Annotated in this window: 16 protein-coding genes, 1 pseudogene and 1 other annotated feature; of the genes and pseudogenes, 8 read left to right on the forward strand and 9 right to left on the reverse strand. The window is 52.0% G+C overall.

All coding sequences use genetic code 11. The features are described 5' to 3' along the window. The 5 genes and pseudogenes from MUU51_RS22280 to MUU51_RS04875 form a co-directional block, all read right to left on the reverse strand. A pseudogene (locus tag MUU51_RS22280) lies at positions 1-116 on the reverse strand (hypothetical protein); the annotation flags it as partial. Between the two features lie 295 nt (positions 117-411). Next, complete coding sequence (locus MUU51_RS04860) at positions 412-654, reverse strand: hypothetical protein (protein ID WP_258967236.1); 243 nt, start codon at positions 652-654, stop codon at positions 412-414. 22 nt (positions 655-676) lie between these two features. Continuing rightward, a complete protein-coding gene (locus MUU51_RS04865; protein WP_258967237.1) occupies positions 677-859 on the reverse strand; it encodes a hypothetical protein in 183 nt (60 codons plus the stop codon). Position 860: 1 nt separating this feature from the next. After that, positions 861-1094, reverse strand: a complete 234-nt coding sequence (locus MUU51_RS04870; protein WP_258967238.1) for a hypothetical protein — start codon at positions 1092-1094, stop codon at positions 861-863. A 10-nt stretch (positions 1095-1104) separates the two neighbouring features. After that, positions 1105-2595: a DEAD/DEAH box helicase gene (locus MUU51_RS04875; protein ID WP_258967239.1), complete on the reverse strand. Its 1491-nt coding sequence runs from the start codon at positions 2593-2595 to the stop codon at positions 1105-1107. Positions 2596-3308: 713 nt separating this feature from the next. Between MUU51_RS04875 and MUU51_RS04880 the strand changes: the two genes are divergently transcribed. Next, positions 3309-3560: a YciN family protein gene (locus MUU51_RS04880; protein ID WP_125354779.1), complete on the forward strand. Its 252-nt coding sequence runs from the start codon at positions 3309-3311 to the stop codon at positions 3558-3560. 31 nt (positions 3561-3591) lie between these two features. Here the strand turns inward: MUU51_RS04880 and sohB are convergent, their stop codons facing one another. Then, on the reverse strand, positions 3592-4638 hold the full coding sequence (gene sohB, locus MUU51_RS04885; RefSeq protein WP_159774538.1) for a protease SohB: 1047 nt from the start codon (positions 4636-4638) through the stop codon (positions 3592-3594). Positions 4639-4900: 262 nt separating this feature from the next. On the opposite strand from sohB, the gene MUU51_RS04890 reads away from it, so the two are divergent. Then, complete coding sequence (locus MUU51_RS04890; protein WP_159774536.1) at positions 4901-5659, forward strand: YciK family oxidoreductase; 759 nt, start codon at positions 4901-4903, stop codon at positions 5657-5659. Further along, positions 5656-6246 (forward strand): cob(I)yrinic acid a,c-diamide adenosyltransferase, encoded by a 591-nt coding sequence (gene cobO, locus MUU51_RS04895; RefSeq protein ID WP_258967240.1) that lies wholly within the window; start codon positions 5656-5658, stop codon positions 6244-6246. Before MUU51_RS04890 ends, cobO begins: the two co-directional genes overlap by 4 nt. A 24-nt stretch (positions 6247-6270) precedes the next feature. Here cobO and rluB read toward each other — a convergent pair whose 3' ends face one another. Then, positions 6271-7176 (reverse strand): 23S rRNA pseudouridine(2605) synthase RluB, encoded by a 906-nt coding sequence (rluB, locus tag MUU51_RS04900; RefSeq protein ID WP_159774532.1) that lies wholly within the window; start codon positions 7174-7176, stop codon positions 6271-6273. Between the two features lie 270 nt (positions 7177-7446). On the opposite strand from rluB, the gene MUU51_RS04905 reads away from it, so the two are divergent. Together MUU51_RS04905 and MUU51_RS04910 are read left to right on the forward strand one after the other, a co-directional pair. Next, on the forward strand, positions 7447-8301 hold the full coding sequence (locus MUU51_RS04905) for an AraC family transcriptional regulator (protein ID WP_159774530.1): 855 nt from the start codon (positions 7447-7449) through the stop codon (positions 8299-8301). A gap of 58 nt (positions 8302-8359) precedes the next feature. Further along, complete coding sequence (locus MUU51_RS04910) at positions 8360-8767, forward strand: DUF2000 family protein (RefSeq protein WP_159774758.1); 408 nt, start codon at positions 8360-8362, stop codon at positions 8765-8767. A gap of 42 nt (positions 8768-8809) precedes the next feature. Here MUU51_RS04910 and MUU51_RS04915 read toward each other — a convergent pair whose 3' ends face one another. Both MUU51_RS04915 and rnm read right to left on the reverse strand, forming a co-directional pair. Beyond that, on the reverse strand, positions 8810-9430 hold the full coding sequence (locus MUU51_RS04915; RefSeq protein ID WP_159758822.1) for an L-threonylcarbamoyladenylate synthase: 621 nt from the start codon (positions 9428-9430) through the stop codon (positions 8810-8812). Next, positions 9427-10311, reverse strand: a complete 885-nt coding sequence (rnm, locus tag MUU51_RS04920) for an RNase RNM (protein ID WP_159774528.1) — start codon at positions 10309-10311, stop codon at positions 9427-9429. Before rnm ends, MUU51_RS04915 begins: the two co-directional genes overlap by 4 nt. A gap of 173 nt (positions 10312-10484) precedes the next feature. Then, positions 10485-10579: a sequence feature (Trp leader region), on the forward strand. 34 nt (positions 10580-10613) lie between these two features. On the opposite strand from rnm, the gene MUU51_RS04925 reads away from it, so the two are divergent. The 3 genes from MUU51_RS04925 to trpCF are packed head-to-tail and all read left to right on the forward strand — an operon-like array spanning position 10614 to position 15133. Further along, complete coding sequence (locus MUU51_RS04925) at positions 10614-12176, forward strand: anthranilate synthase component 1 (protein ID WP_258967241.1); 1563 nt, start codon at positions 10614-10616, stop codon at positions 12174-12176. Continuing rightward, a complete protein-coding gene (gene trpD / locus MUU51_RS04930) occupies positions 12176-13771 on the forward strand; it encodes a bifunctional anthranilate synthase glutamate amidotransferase component TrpG/anthranilate phosphoribosyltransferase TrpD (RefSeq protein WP_258967242.1) in 1596 nt (531 codons plus the stop codon). The genes MUU51_RS04925 and trpD overlap by 1 nt, the downstream gene beginning before the upstream one ends. Positions 13772-13774: 3 nt before the next feature. Next, a complete protein-coding gene (trpCF, locus tag MUU51_RS04935) occupies positions 13775-15133 on the forward strand; it encodes a bifunctional indole-3-glycerol-phosphate synthase TrpC/phosphoribosylanthranilate isomerase TrpF (protein WP_258967243.1) in 1359 nt (452 codons plus the stop codon). The last annotated feature ends 8 nt before the right edge of the window (positions 15134-15141 follow it).

Raw genomic sequence — 15141 nt, forward strand, 5'->3', positions numbered from 1 at the left:
TGCTTTGTTGTAGTTACGCCAGTTGGTGACTTTAAACTTCTGCTTTGCCATGGGACGACCCGTGTTGCCGGATGATGCGTGATCTGATCCTTTAACTCAGCAAAAGTTCGATTTATTCAACAAAGCCGCAAAGAGATTCAGATAGCTGACTGAATGTTACTGAGCAAGGCTTGTTTTTCTTTTTGCAATATGCATACCAGCTTTCTAGTTGAAGATAGAGAAGCTTAGCTGTTGGACTGAGACGGGATGAGAGTAGTTCTCTGTATGGTGGGTTATAAAAAGCGATGATACATCTCCTTGTGTAAATTCTGCTGCTCATATTCGAGCAGTAGAAATTGATTGATAGTGATGCACAAAAACGTGCAACACATATTGATAAGTTAAATACCAGATTTCCGGTAATTAGATTAGTTACTTATTGCATTCAAATTGGTCGTAGTAAGCCTCATCAAAAACATCACCAACAGCATCTATAATAGCGTTTAGATATGGAGAGTGGGTTTCGAAGCTGCAATTACCATCTTCACCATTAGGAAAAGGAAGTTCAGACATTACTGTTGCTGCTTCATCCAGAGTCATATGCTTAAAAGCTTCTTCTGCAAGCAGGGTGATAGATGTTTTGATGTTATCAATATAATAAAGTTCGTCAGTCATTGTTTAAATTCCTTGTATTTAATTATTCCAGAGCAAGTAAAACATGCTCTCCTTTTAAGATTACAGATGCAGTACCACCATTACTCAAGTCTGCTTGAATACCGCTAATTATAGAATCATTACCTTTATGCTGTGAGTTGTGCTTCACCCATTGCAAGCATTCAGACACTGAATAGAAAGTATTAACCGGAAATATCTTAGCCATCTTATTCAACCTCCTGATGCTGTATGAAATTGATGTGAGGGTAATATCCAATCTTTTCCATGATATCAAAAAGTCGCTCATAGGGAGTGTTTGGCGGATTACAAGAAAATAGTTTTCGAATATGCCGATAATCTAACCCAAGCTCCTCACAAGCAACCTTGGTATTCTTATAGTTAGTTCTTAGATAAACTCTCAACTGTTCTGCAATAAACATTTTAATATTTGAATGTGTCATAGCCCCTTCCTTAGTTCCAGTGACGTTTAATAGTAGCGATACCTTTTGACATAGCTGCTGCTGTCTGACTTTGGGTGAACCCCATTAGTTTGTGATATTGAACTTCCTCACGAGTCTTATCAGCTTTAGATGTTTTGGTTTTCTTAATTTTAATCATCCCACTCTCAATAATCTTAGCTTCGGGGAAGTAGTTATTAATGCAATAGTGCATTGTGTAATCATCAAGGAAGACAACGGTGATTGGGCTTTCATCATCTTGGTCACGTAGCTTACAACGCATGATTGTTTGATATGCGCTCTCGCATGTTGCACTGATTTCAGTAGCATCAACAATGCGTTCACCTTTCTGACTTCCTTCAACGCTATAGATATTTGCCTTATCCTCTGGTGAGAGACGAGCACACCCGATGAAAGCTACGCGAGTGAATCCATTTTTAATCTGTTCAGCAGTTAGGTTAAATTCATTCCCCCCAACATTCCCACCATGAACATTCTCACCTGCAAAGCAGTTAAAGCCACTTGAGATATAAGGAATGCGAACACCGTTCTCTAACATAAGCTCGGACATTTCATTAAAGCGTTCATTAGTAGCAAAGAGAAATTCATTCTCTCCCATTGCTTTATTGGTGCTGTCATACATTGCCTGTTCATGTTCAAGCATACGAGTTTGACTAGCTCTTCCTTCGAAAAGAGAGAAACATTGAATACGAGCGGTGTTATAATGAGCATTACGATGAACATCAGGCTGAAGCTTCTTATCAGACATGACACTTTCAATATTGCACCACTCTTTAGCGGCTACAATGAAAGGACTATCTTTGATATTACTAGCCATGACGTGAAACTTTTTACAGTATCGAACAATCTCTAACAGAGGACTGTGAGAAAGACCTGACAGCTTGAAAGTATGGCTTTCTTCAACACGAGTCTTCTTCAGTTTATATCCTGCAAGTGCAGTCCATAAAAGATTCTTCATGGCTGTGGTTAACAGAGCGCTATCACGATAGATTGAATGAACAGCAGAATAGTCAGTCATGCTCATCCAACCATCATCTTCTTGTTCGAAGTGCTCAAGGAAAAATGCATTCTTCAAAGCCCTGATAGGAACATCAGCAGTGAAAAGTCCTTTAGGTGCTTCATCAGCGAAGACAGTAAAACGAGAGAGGCTTTCTTGAACTTGTGGGTTTAACAGTGCATTCATGCCAACAGCAGTGAGGGAGGCATGTGTGGTAACAATGACTTTACTAGTGGAAGTCGCAAGAGCTGCTGTAAGCTTGGCTACAGCCCTTTCAGTTGCATCATTATGATAAAGTTCTACATCTACATGAGAGATATAGTTACGAGACTCATTATCCTTATTAATTCGAGCCACCACTTCATTAGCTAATGCTTTTGTAGGGAAAGCTAAAATCATCTGCCCTTCAATAGAATTGATTTGAGACAGAATATTAGTTGTCTTACCAGACCCACAAACACCATCAATCATATTTATATATTTCAATGTACACATCCTTATGTTATTTAAACTTCTTGTATAAGGTATGTACTATGAAATGTTATTTATGTTCCGCATTGCGTTACATACGAGTAACTTAAATATAGTAAATGTATTTAGGTGGTATCATTTTTATCTAAAGACTCTTTAAGATAATTTTGATACCTTTTGGTATTAATAAATCCTGTAGTGATACTTCTTAACGCTGGTGAAAAGATTAAAGGCCTCGTCACCTCTACAGAAGGGCAATATCCCCTGCTTATAACATGACATCATTAACCCCCCTCTTTCTTTCAGCGTCTTAGAAGATTGGTATGTCGAAAATAGTCACAGCAGATGTAACGCTACTACTTACTAGTGCGCTAATTCAGAATAGATGGGTCAGCTATAGATTAGGAAACTGCTAAAGTGGTAAGTTCTGCCAGAGATAACACTGCACGAAAGTGGTGCTTTTGGTCGTAATACCCACATTTCAGAGGGGTCTTGTATTGCCGAAAGCGTCACACACTTGGTACACTAGTGATACACAAAACGTTAAGTTTTGTTGTAAGCACTTGATTCCAAAGACCTGATAAAATCCGTTACGCAACTTTATTAGCATGCAAAAGCAAATCCCGCCAGCCGACGAGACCTCGCGATGTCCTTGTGTTTAACAGGGAAAATTTGCCCGCGTGGCGCGCCGGGCGTAAACTGTTGGCAGTGTTTTAGAGGAGTCAGTGATGCAAGAAACATCCCAACCTATCGATAGCCAGTCCCTGCTGGTGGAAGCTAACCGCCTGATCCGTGAACATGACGATACGATGAAAGGTATCGAAGCGACCGGTGTAACACAGCGCAACGGTGTGCTGGTGTTCAGCGGCGAGTACTATCTTGATGAACAAGGCCTGCCGACGCCAAAGAGCACCGCGGTGTTCAATATGTTCAAATATCTGGCTCACCAGCTGTCAGAAAAATACCACCTGGTTGATTAAAAAAATGCGAGGCTCAGGCCTCGCATTTCATTTACATCATTGGTTTTTGCCCGCGCTGCCACCACCGCATCAAAAGATGGTCTGCGCTTTCCGCAGCACTGCCGGTAAAACGGTCCATCAGTTTTTTGCGTTGCAGATAACGAACGTTTAGTACGTCATGCCCGTCCATCAATCCGAGCAGCAGGTCGTCACTGGTGCCAATTTCATCCACCAGCCCTTTATCCTGAGCCTGTTGACCGTACCAGTGTTCACCTGTCGCCACCTGGTCAATGTCCAGCTGTGGGCGCATTTGATGCACGAAATCTTTGAACAGCAGATGGGTTTCATTGAGATCTTCGCGGAACTTCTGTCGTCCTTCTTCGGTATTTTCACCGAGCAGCGTAAGCGTCCGTTTATATTGACCCGCCGTATGCAATTCGATGTCGATATCTTTATTTTTCAGGAAACGGTTAAAGTTCGGGATCTGAGCAACCACGCCAATGGAGCCGATAATGGCGAACGGTGCCGAAACAATTTTGTTGCCGACGCAGGCCATCATATAGCCGCCGCTGGCAGCCACTTTATCGACCGCAATGGTCAGCGGGATCTGCTTATCGCGAAGACGCTGGAGCTGTGACGCGGCAAGCCCATAGCCATGTACCACGCCGCCAGGGCTCTCCAGACGCACGACCACCTGATCCTGTGGTTTGATCACCGCCAGCACCGCGGTAACTTCTTCGCGCAGCGCGGTGACCTCATGGGCGTCCATGCTGCCTTTGAAATCCAGTACCCAGACTTTAGGCTTATCGCCAGTTTCTTTTACACCCTTCTTCGCGTTAGCCTTCGCCGTTTTGGCTTCAAGCTTGTGCTTTTTCTTCTGTGCTTTGTGCCAGAGTTTTTGCTGTGGGCCGTCAAGCAGCGCCACGCTCATATCTTCCTGCATCTCTTTATATTGTTCACTGAGATTCGTGATCCGCAGCTCTCCGCGCTGCCTTTTACGTTGGGTAAGATTCACGATTAGCGTAGCAACTACCGCAATCGCGACCACAATCGTGGCGATTTTCGCCAAAAACAACCCATATTGAGAAAGTAGTTCCACGCTTCCACCTTGAAAAGAATCACTCGGATATCGCGCACAGTGTACAACAGCCTATACAGTGCGTCTCCCGCCTGAATTGTACGATGCGAGCATGCTTCCCGTTTTTTTCGCGGGCAATGAAATGATTGCAAAATGTTAATTCTGAACAGGCTTTCCGTCTGGCTGATTGAAATACCCGCCCGTTTAGGGCATAAAGCCGAAAAGCGAACAAACAGAAGCAGAACAGTAACGTGGGGCAACGAAGCGCCACAGGAGAGAGTCCGTGCATTATCAACCGCAACGCGAATTGCTACAAAATCGCATCATTCTGGTCACCGGCGCCAGCGACGGTATCGGTCGTGAAGCCGCTCTGACCTACGCCCGCTACGGTGCGAGCGTCATTCTCTTGGGTCGCAATGAAGATAAACTGCGGGCCGTTGCCCAGCAGATCCAACAGGAAGGCGGCATTGCACCACAGTGGTTTACTCTTGATTTGCTCACCTGCACGCCAGAAACCTGTCAGCAGTTGGCGCAGAAAATCAGCATTCACACTCCGCGCCTGGACGGCGTACTGCATAACGCGGGTCTGTTGGGAGACGTCGTACCGATGGATCAGCAAAAGCCGGATGTCTGGCAGGATGTGATGCAGGTAAATGTCAACGGCACATTTTTCCTCACCCAGGCGCTTCTTCCTTTATTACTCAAATCGGATTCCGGTTCGCTGGTCTTCACCTCGTCCAGCGTCGGGCAGCAAGGCCGGGCCAACTGGGGCGCGTATGCGGTCTCCAAATTCGCTACCGAAGGCATGATGCAGGTGCTGGCCGAAGAGTATCAGGGCCAGTTGCGCGTCAACTGCATAAACCCAGGCGGCACCCGGACCGGGATGCGAGCCAACGCGTTTCCAACGGAAGATCCACAGAAGCTTAAAACCCCTGCCGACATCATGCCATTGTATTTATGGCTGATGGGCGACGACAGCCGTCGCAAAACGGGGATGACTTTCGACGCCCAGCCGGGCCGCAAACCAGGGATTTCACAATGAGTGACGACCGCCATCGCGAACGACAACAACGTCTGAAAGAGAAAGTTGATGCTCGCGTCGCTGACGCTCAGGAAGAGCGCGGTGTCCTGTTAGTGCTGACCGGTAACGGCAAAGGTAAAACCACGGCTGCGTTTGGCACGGCTACGCGCGCGGTGGGTCATGATAAGAAAGTCGGCGTGATTCAGTTCATCAAGGGCGAATGGCCTAACGGCGAGCGAAATTTGCTGGAGCCCCATGGCGTAGAGTTTCAGGTGATGGCAACCGGTTTTACCTGGAACACGCAGGATAAAGCGGGCGATACTGCCGCCTGTTTAGCGGTGTGGGAGCATGCGAAGCGTATGATGACCGATACCAGCCTGGATATGGTTATTCTCGACGAGCTGACTTACATGGTGGCTTACGATTATTTGCCGCTGGAAGAGGTGCTAACGGCGCTGCGCGACCGTCCGCATCACCAGACGGTCATCATCACGGGCCGAGGCTGTCATCGGGATATTCTGGAGATAGCGGATACGGTGAGCGAACTGCGCCCGGTGAAGCATGCCTTCGATGCAGGCATTAAAGCGCAGCTCGGTATCGACTATTAAAAAAGGCCCCGAGGGCCTTTTATCTTATGAACCGCTGCCGCTGTTACGGCTGCTGGAGCGACGACCGTTACCGCCGGTCTTCGCAGGTTTACTGCCCACCTGCGTGTGACGCTTCACCGCTCGGCGGATCTGGTTGGCCTTCACGCGGCGACGATCTTTCTCGACCGCCACTTTGGATTCAGTTTCTGGCTTCAGCTCTACCAGCTCACGCAGGTAGTTGGTCTGGGCCAGATCCAACTCGGTGTACCCCCCGCGCGGCAAGCCTTTTGGCAATGGAATATCACCGTAACGTACGCGAATCAGGCGGCTAACCTGCACGCCTACGGCTTCCCACAGGCGACGCACTTCGCGGTTACGCCCTTCGGTCAGGGTCACGTTGTACCACTGGTTGATCCCTTCGCCACCGGTAAATTTGATGGTTTTGAATGCTGCCGGGCCGTCTTCAAGCTGCACGCCACGTGACAGCTGACGCACTTTATTTTCGTCAACTTCACCGAACACGCGCACGGCGTATTCACGCTCAACTTCGCGGCTCGGGTGCATCAGGCGGTTCGCCAGTTCACCGTCGGTGGTGAACAACATCAGACCGCAGGTGTTCACGTCCAGACGCCCAACGGCAATCCAGCGTGCGCCGCGCAGTTTTGGCAGACGGTCAAACACCGTCGGACGCCCTTCCGGGTCGCTACGGGTACACAGCTCGCCTTCCGGCTTGTAATACGCCAGCACGCGGCAAATCTGTTCCACGGACTCTTTAACGGAAATCAGGTGTCCGTCGATACGAATTTTAAGACCGGGAATAACTTCAACGCGATCGCCCAGCGTGGCAACTTTGCCATCAACGCTGACACGACCGGCCTGAATCATGGTTTCGATTTCACGGCGGGAGCCGTGGCCGGCGCGGGCCAGCACTTTCTGTAATTTCTCGCTCATCGAGCATCCTTTAGGTGTCGCCTTCCCAGGCGTCTGGTATATATGCAAAATCAACACGTTAGACAAAACTGAACGCATCAACAGAACTCATTTTTCGCCCCGGGTGAACCGTTCTCAACCCGCATGGCGCTGCGTGACCGCACATCTTACATGAATTTTAGGCTAAATGATTCATCTCGTTATACCCGACGCCCGGCTTACGTCGCTGAACTTTACCTGGCACGCATTCATGTCAATAATGATTACCTCTCGTTTTCCCGGAGAAGGTCAATGCAAGACACTCATGAGCAGCCCCACTCTGGCAGCTGGCTGACCCTTAAGCACGATGCAGATACCGGCATTGAGAGCGTCAGCGCGCACTTTAAGGGCCATGCCTACGATCCTCATGACCACGATGAAGTGCTGCTCGGCGTGACGCAGCAAGGGTTGCAGCGCTTTCATTGTCACCGGGCGCTACACACCAGCACACCGGGAAGGGCTATCTTAATTGAACCGGGTGCTGTGCATGATGGGCACGCACCGGATGCCGGGGGGTTTACGTACGCGATGCTCTACATTCCGCAGCGCTGGTTTTCCGGGATGATGGACGCCCGTGGGCTGGGCGATATTTCCGCCCTGGGTTCGGCCTTTCGCAACACGCTGACCGACGATATCGTGCTGACGCAGGCCATCCAGCAGAGTTTCTTTGCCCTGCACCACCTGGAAGGCCGTCTGGCGCGCGATCAAAGCCTGGACCAGCTGCTGGAAATACTTTCAACACATATCCGCCAACGTCCGGCGTCGGCGCTTAATGATGCCCAGCGCCAGATGTATCAGGTGCGGGATTATCTTCATGACAGGATGGGCAGCGATATTGGCCTTGATGAGCTGGCCGCCTGGGCCGGAATTGACCGCTTCCGGCTGAGTCGTCAATTTAAAAACACCTTCGGCTTGAGTCCCCATGCGTGGCTGGTTCGCCTGCGTTTACGCACGGCGAGGATGTTGCTGGCTAAAGGCGAAGACCTGGCGCAGGTCGCGTCGCTGGTTGGGTTTGCCGACCAAAGCCATATGGGACGCTGGTTCCAGCGCGCTTACCGCCTTTCGCCTGCCGCTTACCAGCGTCAGTGCACAAACGTTCTATCTTAACCTCCGCCAAACTCCCATTCTGTTTATTCACAACAAGAACGAATGGAGAAAACCTGTGATTTTTGACACCAAAAATGCGCTGATCGTCCGCAATGATTTAGCCGTCTGGCAGCGCCTGAATGTCGTGGCGTTTCTGGCCACGGGCATTACCGCCTCGTCCCCAGAAATTCTGGGCCAGCCTTACATTGACGGGCTGGGCCGCCAGTACGGTCAACTCGCGGGCGAACCGATGCTGATTTTTGAAGCCAATCTGGAGGCCCTGCAAAAGGCGCATCTGAAGGGTCTTGAACGCGAACTGACTCTGACACCTTACGTTGAAGCGATGTTTTCAACGGGTCATGATCAAGCAAATCGGGAGGTGTTTCTTGCTGAGGATGCCGCGCGGCTGAATCTGGTGGGACTGGCGATTCGCGGACCCAAAAAGGCAGTGGATAAAGTCATTAAAGGACTGAAACTGCACCCGTAATGGGTTCAAGAAAAAGCGGCAATCAATGCCGCTTTTTATAACTTACATGAATGGTTTCACGTCACCCACACCTTCACGCAGAACCACCGGTGAATCGTCCGTGAGATCGATAACCGTGGTCGGCTGCTGGCCAAGATAACCACCGTGAATAATCAAGTCGACCTGCTTTTCCAGATGATCTTTGATTTCTTCCGGGTCGGATTCAGTAAAATCGTTACCCGGCAGCATCAGTGACGTTGAGAGCATGGGTTCGCCCAGCGCTTCCAGCAGCATCTGCGCAATCGGGTTCGACGGCACACGCATCCCGATGGTTTTACGCTTTTCCTGCAACAGGCGCCGCGGCACCTCTTTCGTCCCTTTAAGGATGAAAGTGTAGTTGCCCGGCGTATTGTTCTTAATCAGGCGAAACGCCACGTTATCAACGTAGGCGTACGTTGAAATTTCAGACAGGTCGCGGCATACCAGGGTGAAGTTGTGGCCGTCTGGCAGATGACGAATCCGGCAGATTCGTTCCATCGCGCCTTTGTCTTCAATTTTACAGCCCAGCGCATAACCGGAATCCGTGGGATAAACGATAACGCCGCCCTTGCGCACAATTTCAACGGCCTGATTAATCAGACGTTGCTGCGGGTTGTCCGGATGGACATAAAAAAACTGACTCATACTTCCCTCTCGTTGATCTTTTGGGGCTGTTTTTCCCAACTTTGCCACACGCCTTCTACCCCGGCGGGGAGCCACAGCTTGCGTCCGAGTTCTATCCACGGACAAGGCTGATGAAAATCAGAGCCCTGAGACGCCAGTAAACCGTACTGACGCGCATAGGTGGCAAGCTGCGCGCGTTCGTGGGGAGCCTGCTGACACTGGGCGACTTCCATGGCATCGCCGCCACATTCACTGAAATGAGCCAGCAGTCTTTTCAGCCACTTAGCAGAAAGATTATAACGCCCCGGATGGGCGATCACCGCCTTGCCGCCAGAATGATGAATCACATCAATAGCTTGATCTATTGTACACCACTGCGGCGGAACGTATCCGGTTTTACCGCGGGCCAGATACTTTTTAAACACGTCGTTAAAGTTGCTCGCTCTGCCTGATTCCACCAGAAAACGGGCGAAGTGACCACGCGTCACCGCCCCGCCGTCCGCAAGGGCCAGCGCCCCTTCCCACGCGCCCGGGATCTGCGCTTTTTCCAGACGTTCAGCGATAAGTTTAGCGCGTTGCTGCCGACGTTCCGTTTGTTCCGCCAGAAACGCGGTCATCGCCGGGTGTTCAATATCAATGTTCAGACCGACGATGTGGATATCATGATTTTCCCAGACGGTTGAAATTTCCACCCCGGTAATCAGTTCAAGCGGTAATTCGGCGCGGGCGATTTCGGCCCGCGCGGCGGGGATGGCCGCCACGGTATCGTGATCGGTAATCGCCAACGTACCCACGCGCATTTCCAGCGCACGATGCACCAGTTCCTCAGGCGTCAAGCGGCCATCAGAGGCGGTGGTGTGGCTGTGCAGGTCGTAAATCACGGCGTAGGGATGGTCGCTCAAAATCACTCCGGTGTTCAGTTATCACTATCAGTTTTAGGTTTGACGGCGCCCATCATAGCCTTACTGAATGAATTTCTGAAATCAGGGGTTGACTTTGCCCCTCCGGACTAGTTAACTAGTACGCAAGTTCACACGACGAGGTATCTGCGATGACACATTTTTCTTTCACTCTGCATGGCTGGTGGCGTACAACCTGATATCGGGCTGTAGCTACGCGTCTGCATAAGACACACAGATACCAGGCCCGCCTATGAGCGGGCTTTTTTTTGAATAAAAACATATCCGAGATGGTGAGAACGATAATGCAAACACAAAAACCCGCGCTCGAACTTCTGACCAGTGATGCGATTTATCGGGAAAACCCGACCGCGCTATTCCACCAGCTGTGCGGCGCCCGTCCGGCGACCCTGCTGCTGGAATCGGCGGATATCGACAGCAAAGACGATTTAAAAAGCCTGCTGTTAGTCGACAGCGCGCTGCGCATCACCGCTTTAGGTGACACCGTCACTATTCAGGCACTTTCTGACAACGGCGCGGCGCTGCTGGATTTACTCGACGCTGCCCTACCTTCCGGTATCGACAATCAGCGTCAGCCGAATGGCCGCATCCTGCACTTCCCGGCAGTGAGCAACCTGCTCGATGAAGACGCACGCTTGTGTTCGCTGTCGGTGTTCGATGCATTCCGCCTGCTGCAAACGCTGGTTACCGTCCCGGTTGACGAGCGCGAAGCGATGTTCTTCGGCGGCCTGTTTGCGTACGACCTGGTCGCTGGTTTTGAAGATTTGCCGCAGCTCAACAGCGACACCTCCTGCCCTGATTACTGTTTCTATTTAGCGGAAACCTTGCTGGTTATTGACCATCAGACCAAAACCACCCGCATTCAGGCTAGCCTGTTCACTCCGCAGGAAACCGAGAAACAGCGGCTGATCCAGCGCGTGGCACAGCTTCGCCAACAGCTCAACGAACCACCTCTGCCGCTGCCGGTAACCACCATTGAGCAGATGAAAACCGAAGTAAACCAGAGCGATGATGAGTATGGCGCCGTAGTGCGTAAAATGCAGCGCGCCATTCGTGCCGGGGAAATTTTCCAGGTCGTGCCGTCCCGCCGCTTCTCTCTGCCTTGCCCGTCGCCGCTGGCGGCATATGACGTGCTGAAGAAAAGTAACCCAAGCCCGTATATGTTCTTTATGCAGGACAACGATTTCAGCCTGTTCGGCGCCTCGCCGGAAAGCTCACTGAAATACGATGCCAGCAACCGTCAGATTGAAATTTACCCGATTGCCGGGACCCGCCCGCGTGGTCGCCGCGCCGACGGCTCACTCGATCGTGACCTCGACAGCCGCATTGAACTTGAAATGCGTACTGACCACAAAGAGCTTTCCGAGCATCTGATGCTGGTAGATTTAGCGCGTAACGATCTGGCTCGCATCTGTACGCCGGGCAGCCGCTACGTAGCGGACCTCACCAAAGTGGACCGTTACTCCTTCGTCATGCACCTGGTGTCCCGCGTAGTCGGCGAATTGCGTCAGGATCTGGACGTGCTGCACGCCTACCGCGCCTGCATGAATATGGGTACGCTGAGCGGCGCACCGAAAGTCCGCGCCATGCAGCTTATCGCGGCGGCTGAAGGCGAACGTCGCGGCAGCTACGGTGGCGCAGTGGGCTACTTTACCGCCCACGGCGACCTCGATACCTGCATTGTTATCCGCTCCGCTTTTGTTGAAAACGGCATTGCCACCGTCCAGGCGGGCGCTGGTGTGGTGCTTGATTCCGTGCCGCAGTCCGAAGCAGATGAAACCCGTAATAAAGCTCGCGCGGTACTGCGCGCCATTGCCCAGGCCCACCACGCGAAGGAGATTTTCTAATGGCTGACATTCTGCTGCTCGACAATATCGACTCCTTTACTTACAACCTGGCAGACCAGTTGCGCGCCAGCGGGCATAACGTAGTGATTTACCGTAATCACGTTCCGGCTCAGACCCTGATTGAACGTCTGGCGACCATGGATAATCCCGTTCTGATGCTATCGCCAGGCCCGGGCGCGCCGTCGGAAGCTGGCTGTATGCCTGAATTGCTGACCCGACTGCGCGGCAAACTGCCGATTATCGGCATCTGTCTGGGGCATCAGGCGATTGTCGAAGCCTACGGCGGTTATGTCGGTCAGGCGGGCGAAATCCTGCATGGTAAAGCCTCCAGCATTGAGCACGACGGTCAGGCGATGTTCGCCGGTCTTGCCAATCCGCTGCCAGTGGCGCGTTACCACTCACTGGTTGGGAGTAATATTCCTGCCGGGTTGACCATCAACGCCAGTTATGACGGCATGGTGATGGCGGTGCGTCACGACGCCGACCGCGTAGTAGGTTTCCAGTTCCACCCGGAATCCATTCTGACCAGCCACGGCGCACGCCTGCTGGAGCAGACCCTGGAATGGGCGTTACAGAAACTCGAACCGGCTAACACCCTGCAACCGATTCTGGAAAAACTGTATCAGGCGCAAACCCTGACTCAGCCGGAAAGCCATCAGCTGTTTTCTGCCGTCGTACGCGGAGAAGTGAAACCAGAACAGCTGGCCGCCGCGCTGGTGAGCATGAAAGTTCGCGGTGAGCAGCCGCAGGAAATCGCCGGGGCCGCTACCGCCCTGCTGGAAAACGCGGCGCCGTTCCCGCGTCCGGATTATCCATTTGCCGATATTGTTGGCACCGGCGGTGATGGCAGCAACAGCATCAATATTTCCACCGCCAGCGCCTTTGTGGCGGCGGCGTGTGGCCTGAAAGTAGCGAAACACGGTAACCGCAGCGTATCGAGCAAATCCGGTTCGTCCGATTTACTGGCCGCCTTTGGTATTAATCTGGAGATGAATGCCGAGAAATCGCGAGAAGCCCTGGATGAGCTGGGCGTGTGTTTCCTGTTCGCACCGAAATACCACACCGGTTTCCGCCACGCCATGCCGGTTCGTCAGCAGTTAAAAACCCGTACCTTGTTTAACGTGCTCGGTCCGCTGATTAACCCGGCGCACCCGCCGATTGCGCTAATTGGCGTATATAGCCCGGAGCTGGTGCTACCGATTGCTGAAACCCTGCGCGTGCTCGGATACCAGCGTGCGGCGGTGGTTCACAGCGGCGGCATGGATGAAGTTTCATTGCATGCGCCGACCGTGGTTGCCGAGCTTAAAGACGGAGAGATTCAGAGCTATCAGCTGACCGCCGATGACTTTGGCTTGACACCTTATCACCAGGAACAGTTGGCTGGCGGCACGCCGGAAGAAAACCGTGACATTCTTTCACGCTTGCTACAAGGTAAAGGTGAAGCCGCCCACGAGGCCGCTGTTTCCGCCAACGTCGCCATGCTGATGCGCCTTCACGGCCATGAAGATTTAAAAGCTAACGTGCAACAGGTGCTGGATGTCTTGCACAGTGGTGCAGCCTACGATCGCGTGACCGCATTAGCGGCAAGAGGATAAGAAATGCAGACCGTTTTAGCTAAAATCGTTGCTGATAAACGCATCTGGGTCGATGCCCGTAAAGTGCAGCAACCGTTAGCCAGTTTTCAGAATGAGATCCAGCCAAGCACGCGTCATTTCTACGACGCATTGCAAGGCGCACGTACCGCCTTCATTCTGGAGTGCAAAAAAGCGTCCCCGTCTAAAGGGGTGATCCGCGAAGACTTCGACCCGGCGCGTATCGCGGGAATTTACAAACATTATGCATCGGCGATTTCCGTCCTGACCGATGAAAAGTATTTCCAGGGTAGCTTCGATTTCCTGCCCATTGTCAGCGGCATCGCGCCGCAGCCAATCCTGTGCAAAGACTTCATCGTTGACCCGTACCAGATTTACCTCGCACGTCATTATCAGGCCGACGCCTGCCTGCTGATGCTGTCGGTACTCGACGATGACGAGTACCGCCAGCTTTCTGCGGTGGCGCACAGCCTGAGCATGGGCGTGTTGACCGAAGTGAGTAACGAAGAAGAACTGGAGCGCGCCATCGCGCTTAACGCCAAAGTCGTCGGCATCAATAACCGTGACCTGCGTGACCTCTCCATCGATCTCAACCGCACCCGCCTGCTGGCGCCACGTTTAGGCGCAGGCGTGACGGTGATTAGCGAATCCGGCATCAATACCTACGGTCAGGTCCGCGAACTGAGCCACTTTGCCAACGGTTTCCTGATAGGCTCGGCGATGATGTCACACGATGATTTGAATGCCGCCGTGCGCCGCGTACTACTGGGTGAAAACAAAGTTTGCGGTTTAACCCGCGCCCAGGATGCACAGGCCGCGTATGAAGCCGGTGCGGTATTCGGCGGACTGATTTTTGTGCCTTCTTCGCCACGTTTTGTGGATGAAGCCCAGGCGCGTGACGTCATCAACAGCGCACCGCTGAGCTACGTCGGCGTGTTCCGTGATACCGCCATTAGCGAAGTGGCAGCGAAAGTCGAAAGTCTGTCACTGACCGCTGTGCAGCTGCACGGCAACGAAGACCAGGCCTATATCGATGCCCTGCGCGCGGTACTGCCTGAAAAGGTGCAAATCTGGAAAGCGCTGAGCGTCAAAGATTCCCTCCCTGCCCGTAACCTGAATCACGTCGACAAATACGTGCTGGATAACGGCCAGGGCGGCAGCGGACAACGTTTCGACTGGTCGCTGCTCAACGGTCAGGACTTGAGTAACGTCCTGCTGGCTGGCGGCCTTAGCCCGGATAACTGTGTAGATGCGGCGAAAAGCGGCTGCGCGGGGCTCGATTTCAATTCTGGCGTAGAGTCTGAACCGGGCATTAAAGATGCCAGCAAACTGGCCTCGGTCTTTCAGACGCTGCGCGCATATTAAGGAAATGG

Source organism: Scandinavium manionii, assembly GCF_024764775.1.
GTDB classification, from domain to species: Bacteria; Pseudomonadota; Gammaproteobacteria; order Enterobacterales; family Enterobacteriaceae; genus Scandinavium; species Scandinavium manionii.

What these genes read in the sequence shown, in the direction of transcription:
- MUU51_RS04860 (WP_258967236.1), bottom strand. Translation starts at nt 654, where the DNA reads ATGACTGACGAACTTTATTATATTGATAACATCAAAACATCTATCACC.
- MUU51_RS04865 (WP_258967237.1), bottom strand. Translation starts at nt 859, where the DNA reads ATGGCTAAGATATTTCCGGTTAATACTTTCTATTCAGTGTCTGAATGC.
- MUU51_RS04870 (WP_258967238.1), bottom strand. Translation starts at nt 1,094, where the DNA reads ATGACACATTCAAATATTAAAATGTTTATTGCAGAACAGTTGAGAGTT.
- MUU51_RS04880 (WP_125354779.1), top strand. Translation starts at nt 3,309, where the DNA reads ATGCAAGAAACATCCCAACCTATCGATAGCCAGTCCCTGCTGGTGGAA.
- cobO (WP_258967240.1), top strand. Translation starts at nt 5,656, where the DNA reads ATGAGTGACGACCGCCATCGCGAACGACAACAACGTCTGAAAGAGAAA.
- rluB (WP_159774532.1), bottom strand. Translation starts at nt 7,176, where the DNA reads ATGAGCGAGAAATTACAGAAAGTGCTGGCCCGCGCCGGCCACGGCTCC.
- MUU51_RS04905 (WP_159774530.1), top strand. Translation starts at nt 7,447, where the DNA reads ATGCAAGACACTCATGAGCAGCCCCACTCTGGCAGCTGGCTGACCCTT.
- MUU51_RS04915 (WP_159758822.1), bottom strand. Translation starts at nt 9,430, where the DNA reads ATGAGTCAGTTTTTTTATGTCCATCCGGACAACCCGCAGCAACGTCTG.
- MUU51_RS04925 (WP_258967241.1), top strand. Translation starts at nt 10,614, where the DNA reads ATGCAAACACAAAAACCCGCGCTCGAACTTCTGACCAGTGATGCGATT.
- trpD (WP_258967242.1), top strand. Translation starts at nt 12,176, where the DNA reads ATGGCTGACATTCTGCTGCTCGACAATATCGACTCCTTTACTTACAAC.
- trpCF (WP_258967243.1), top strand. Translation starts at nt 13,775, where the DNA reads ATGCAGACCGTTTTAGCTAAAATCGTTGCTGATAAACGCATCTGGGTC.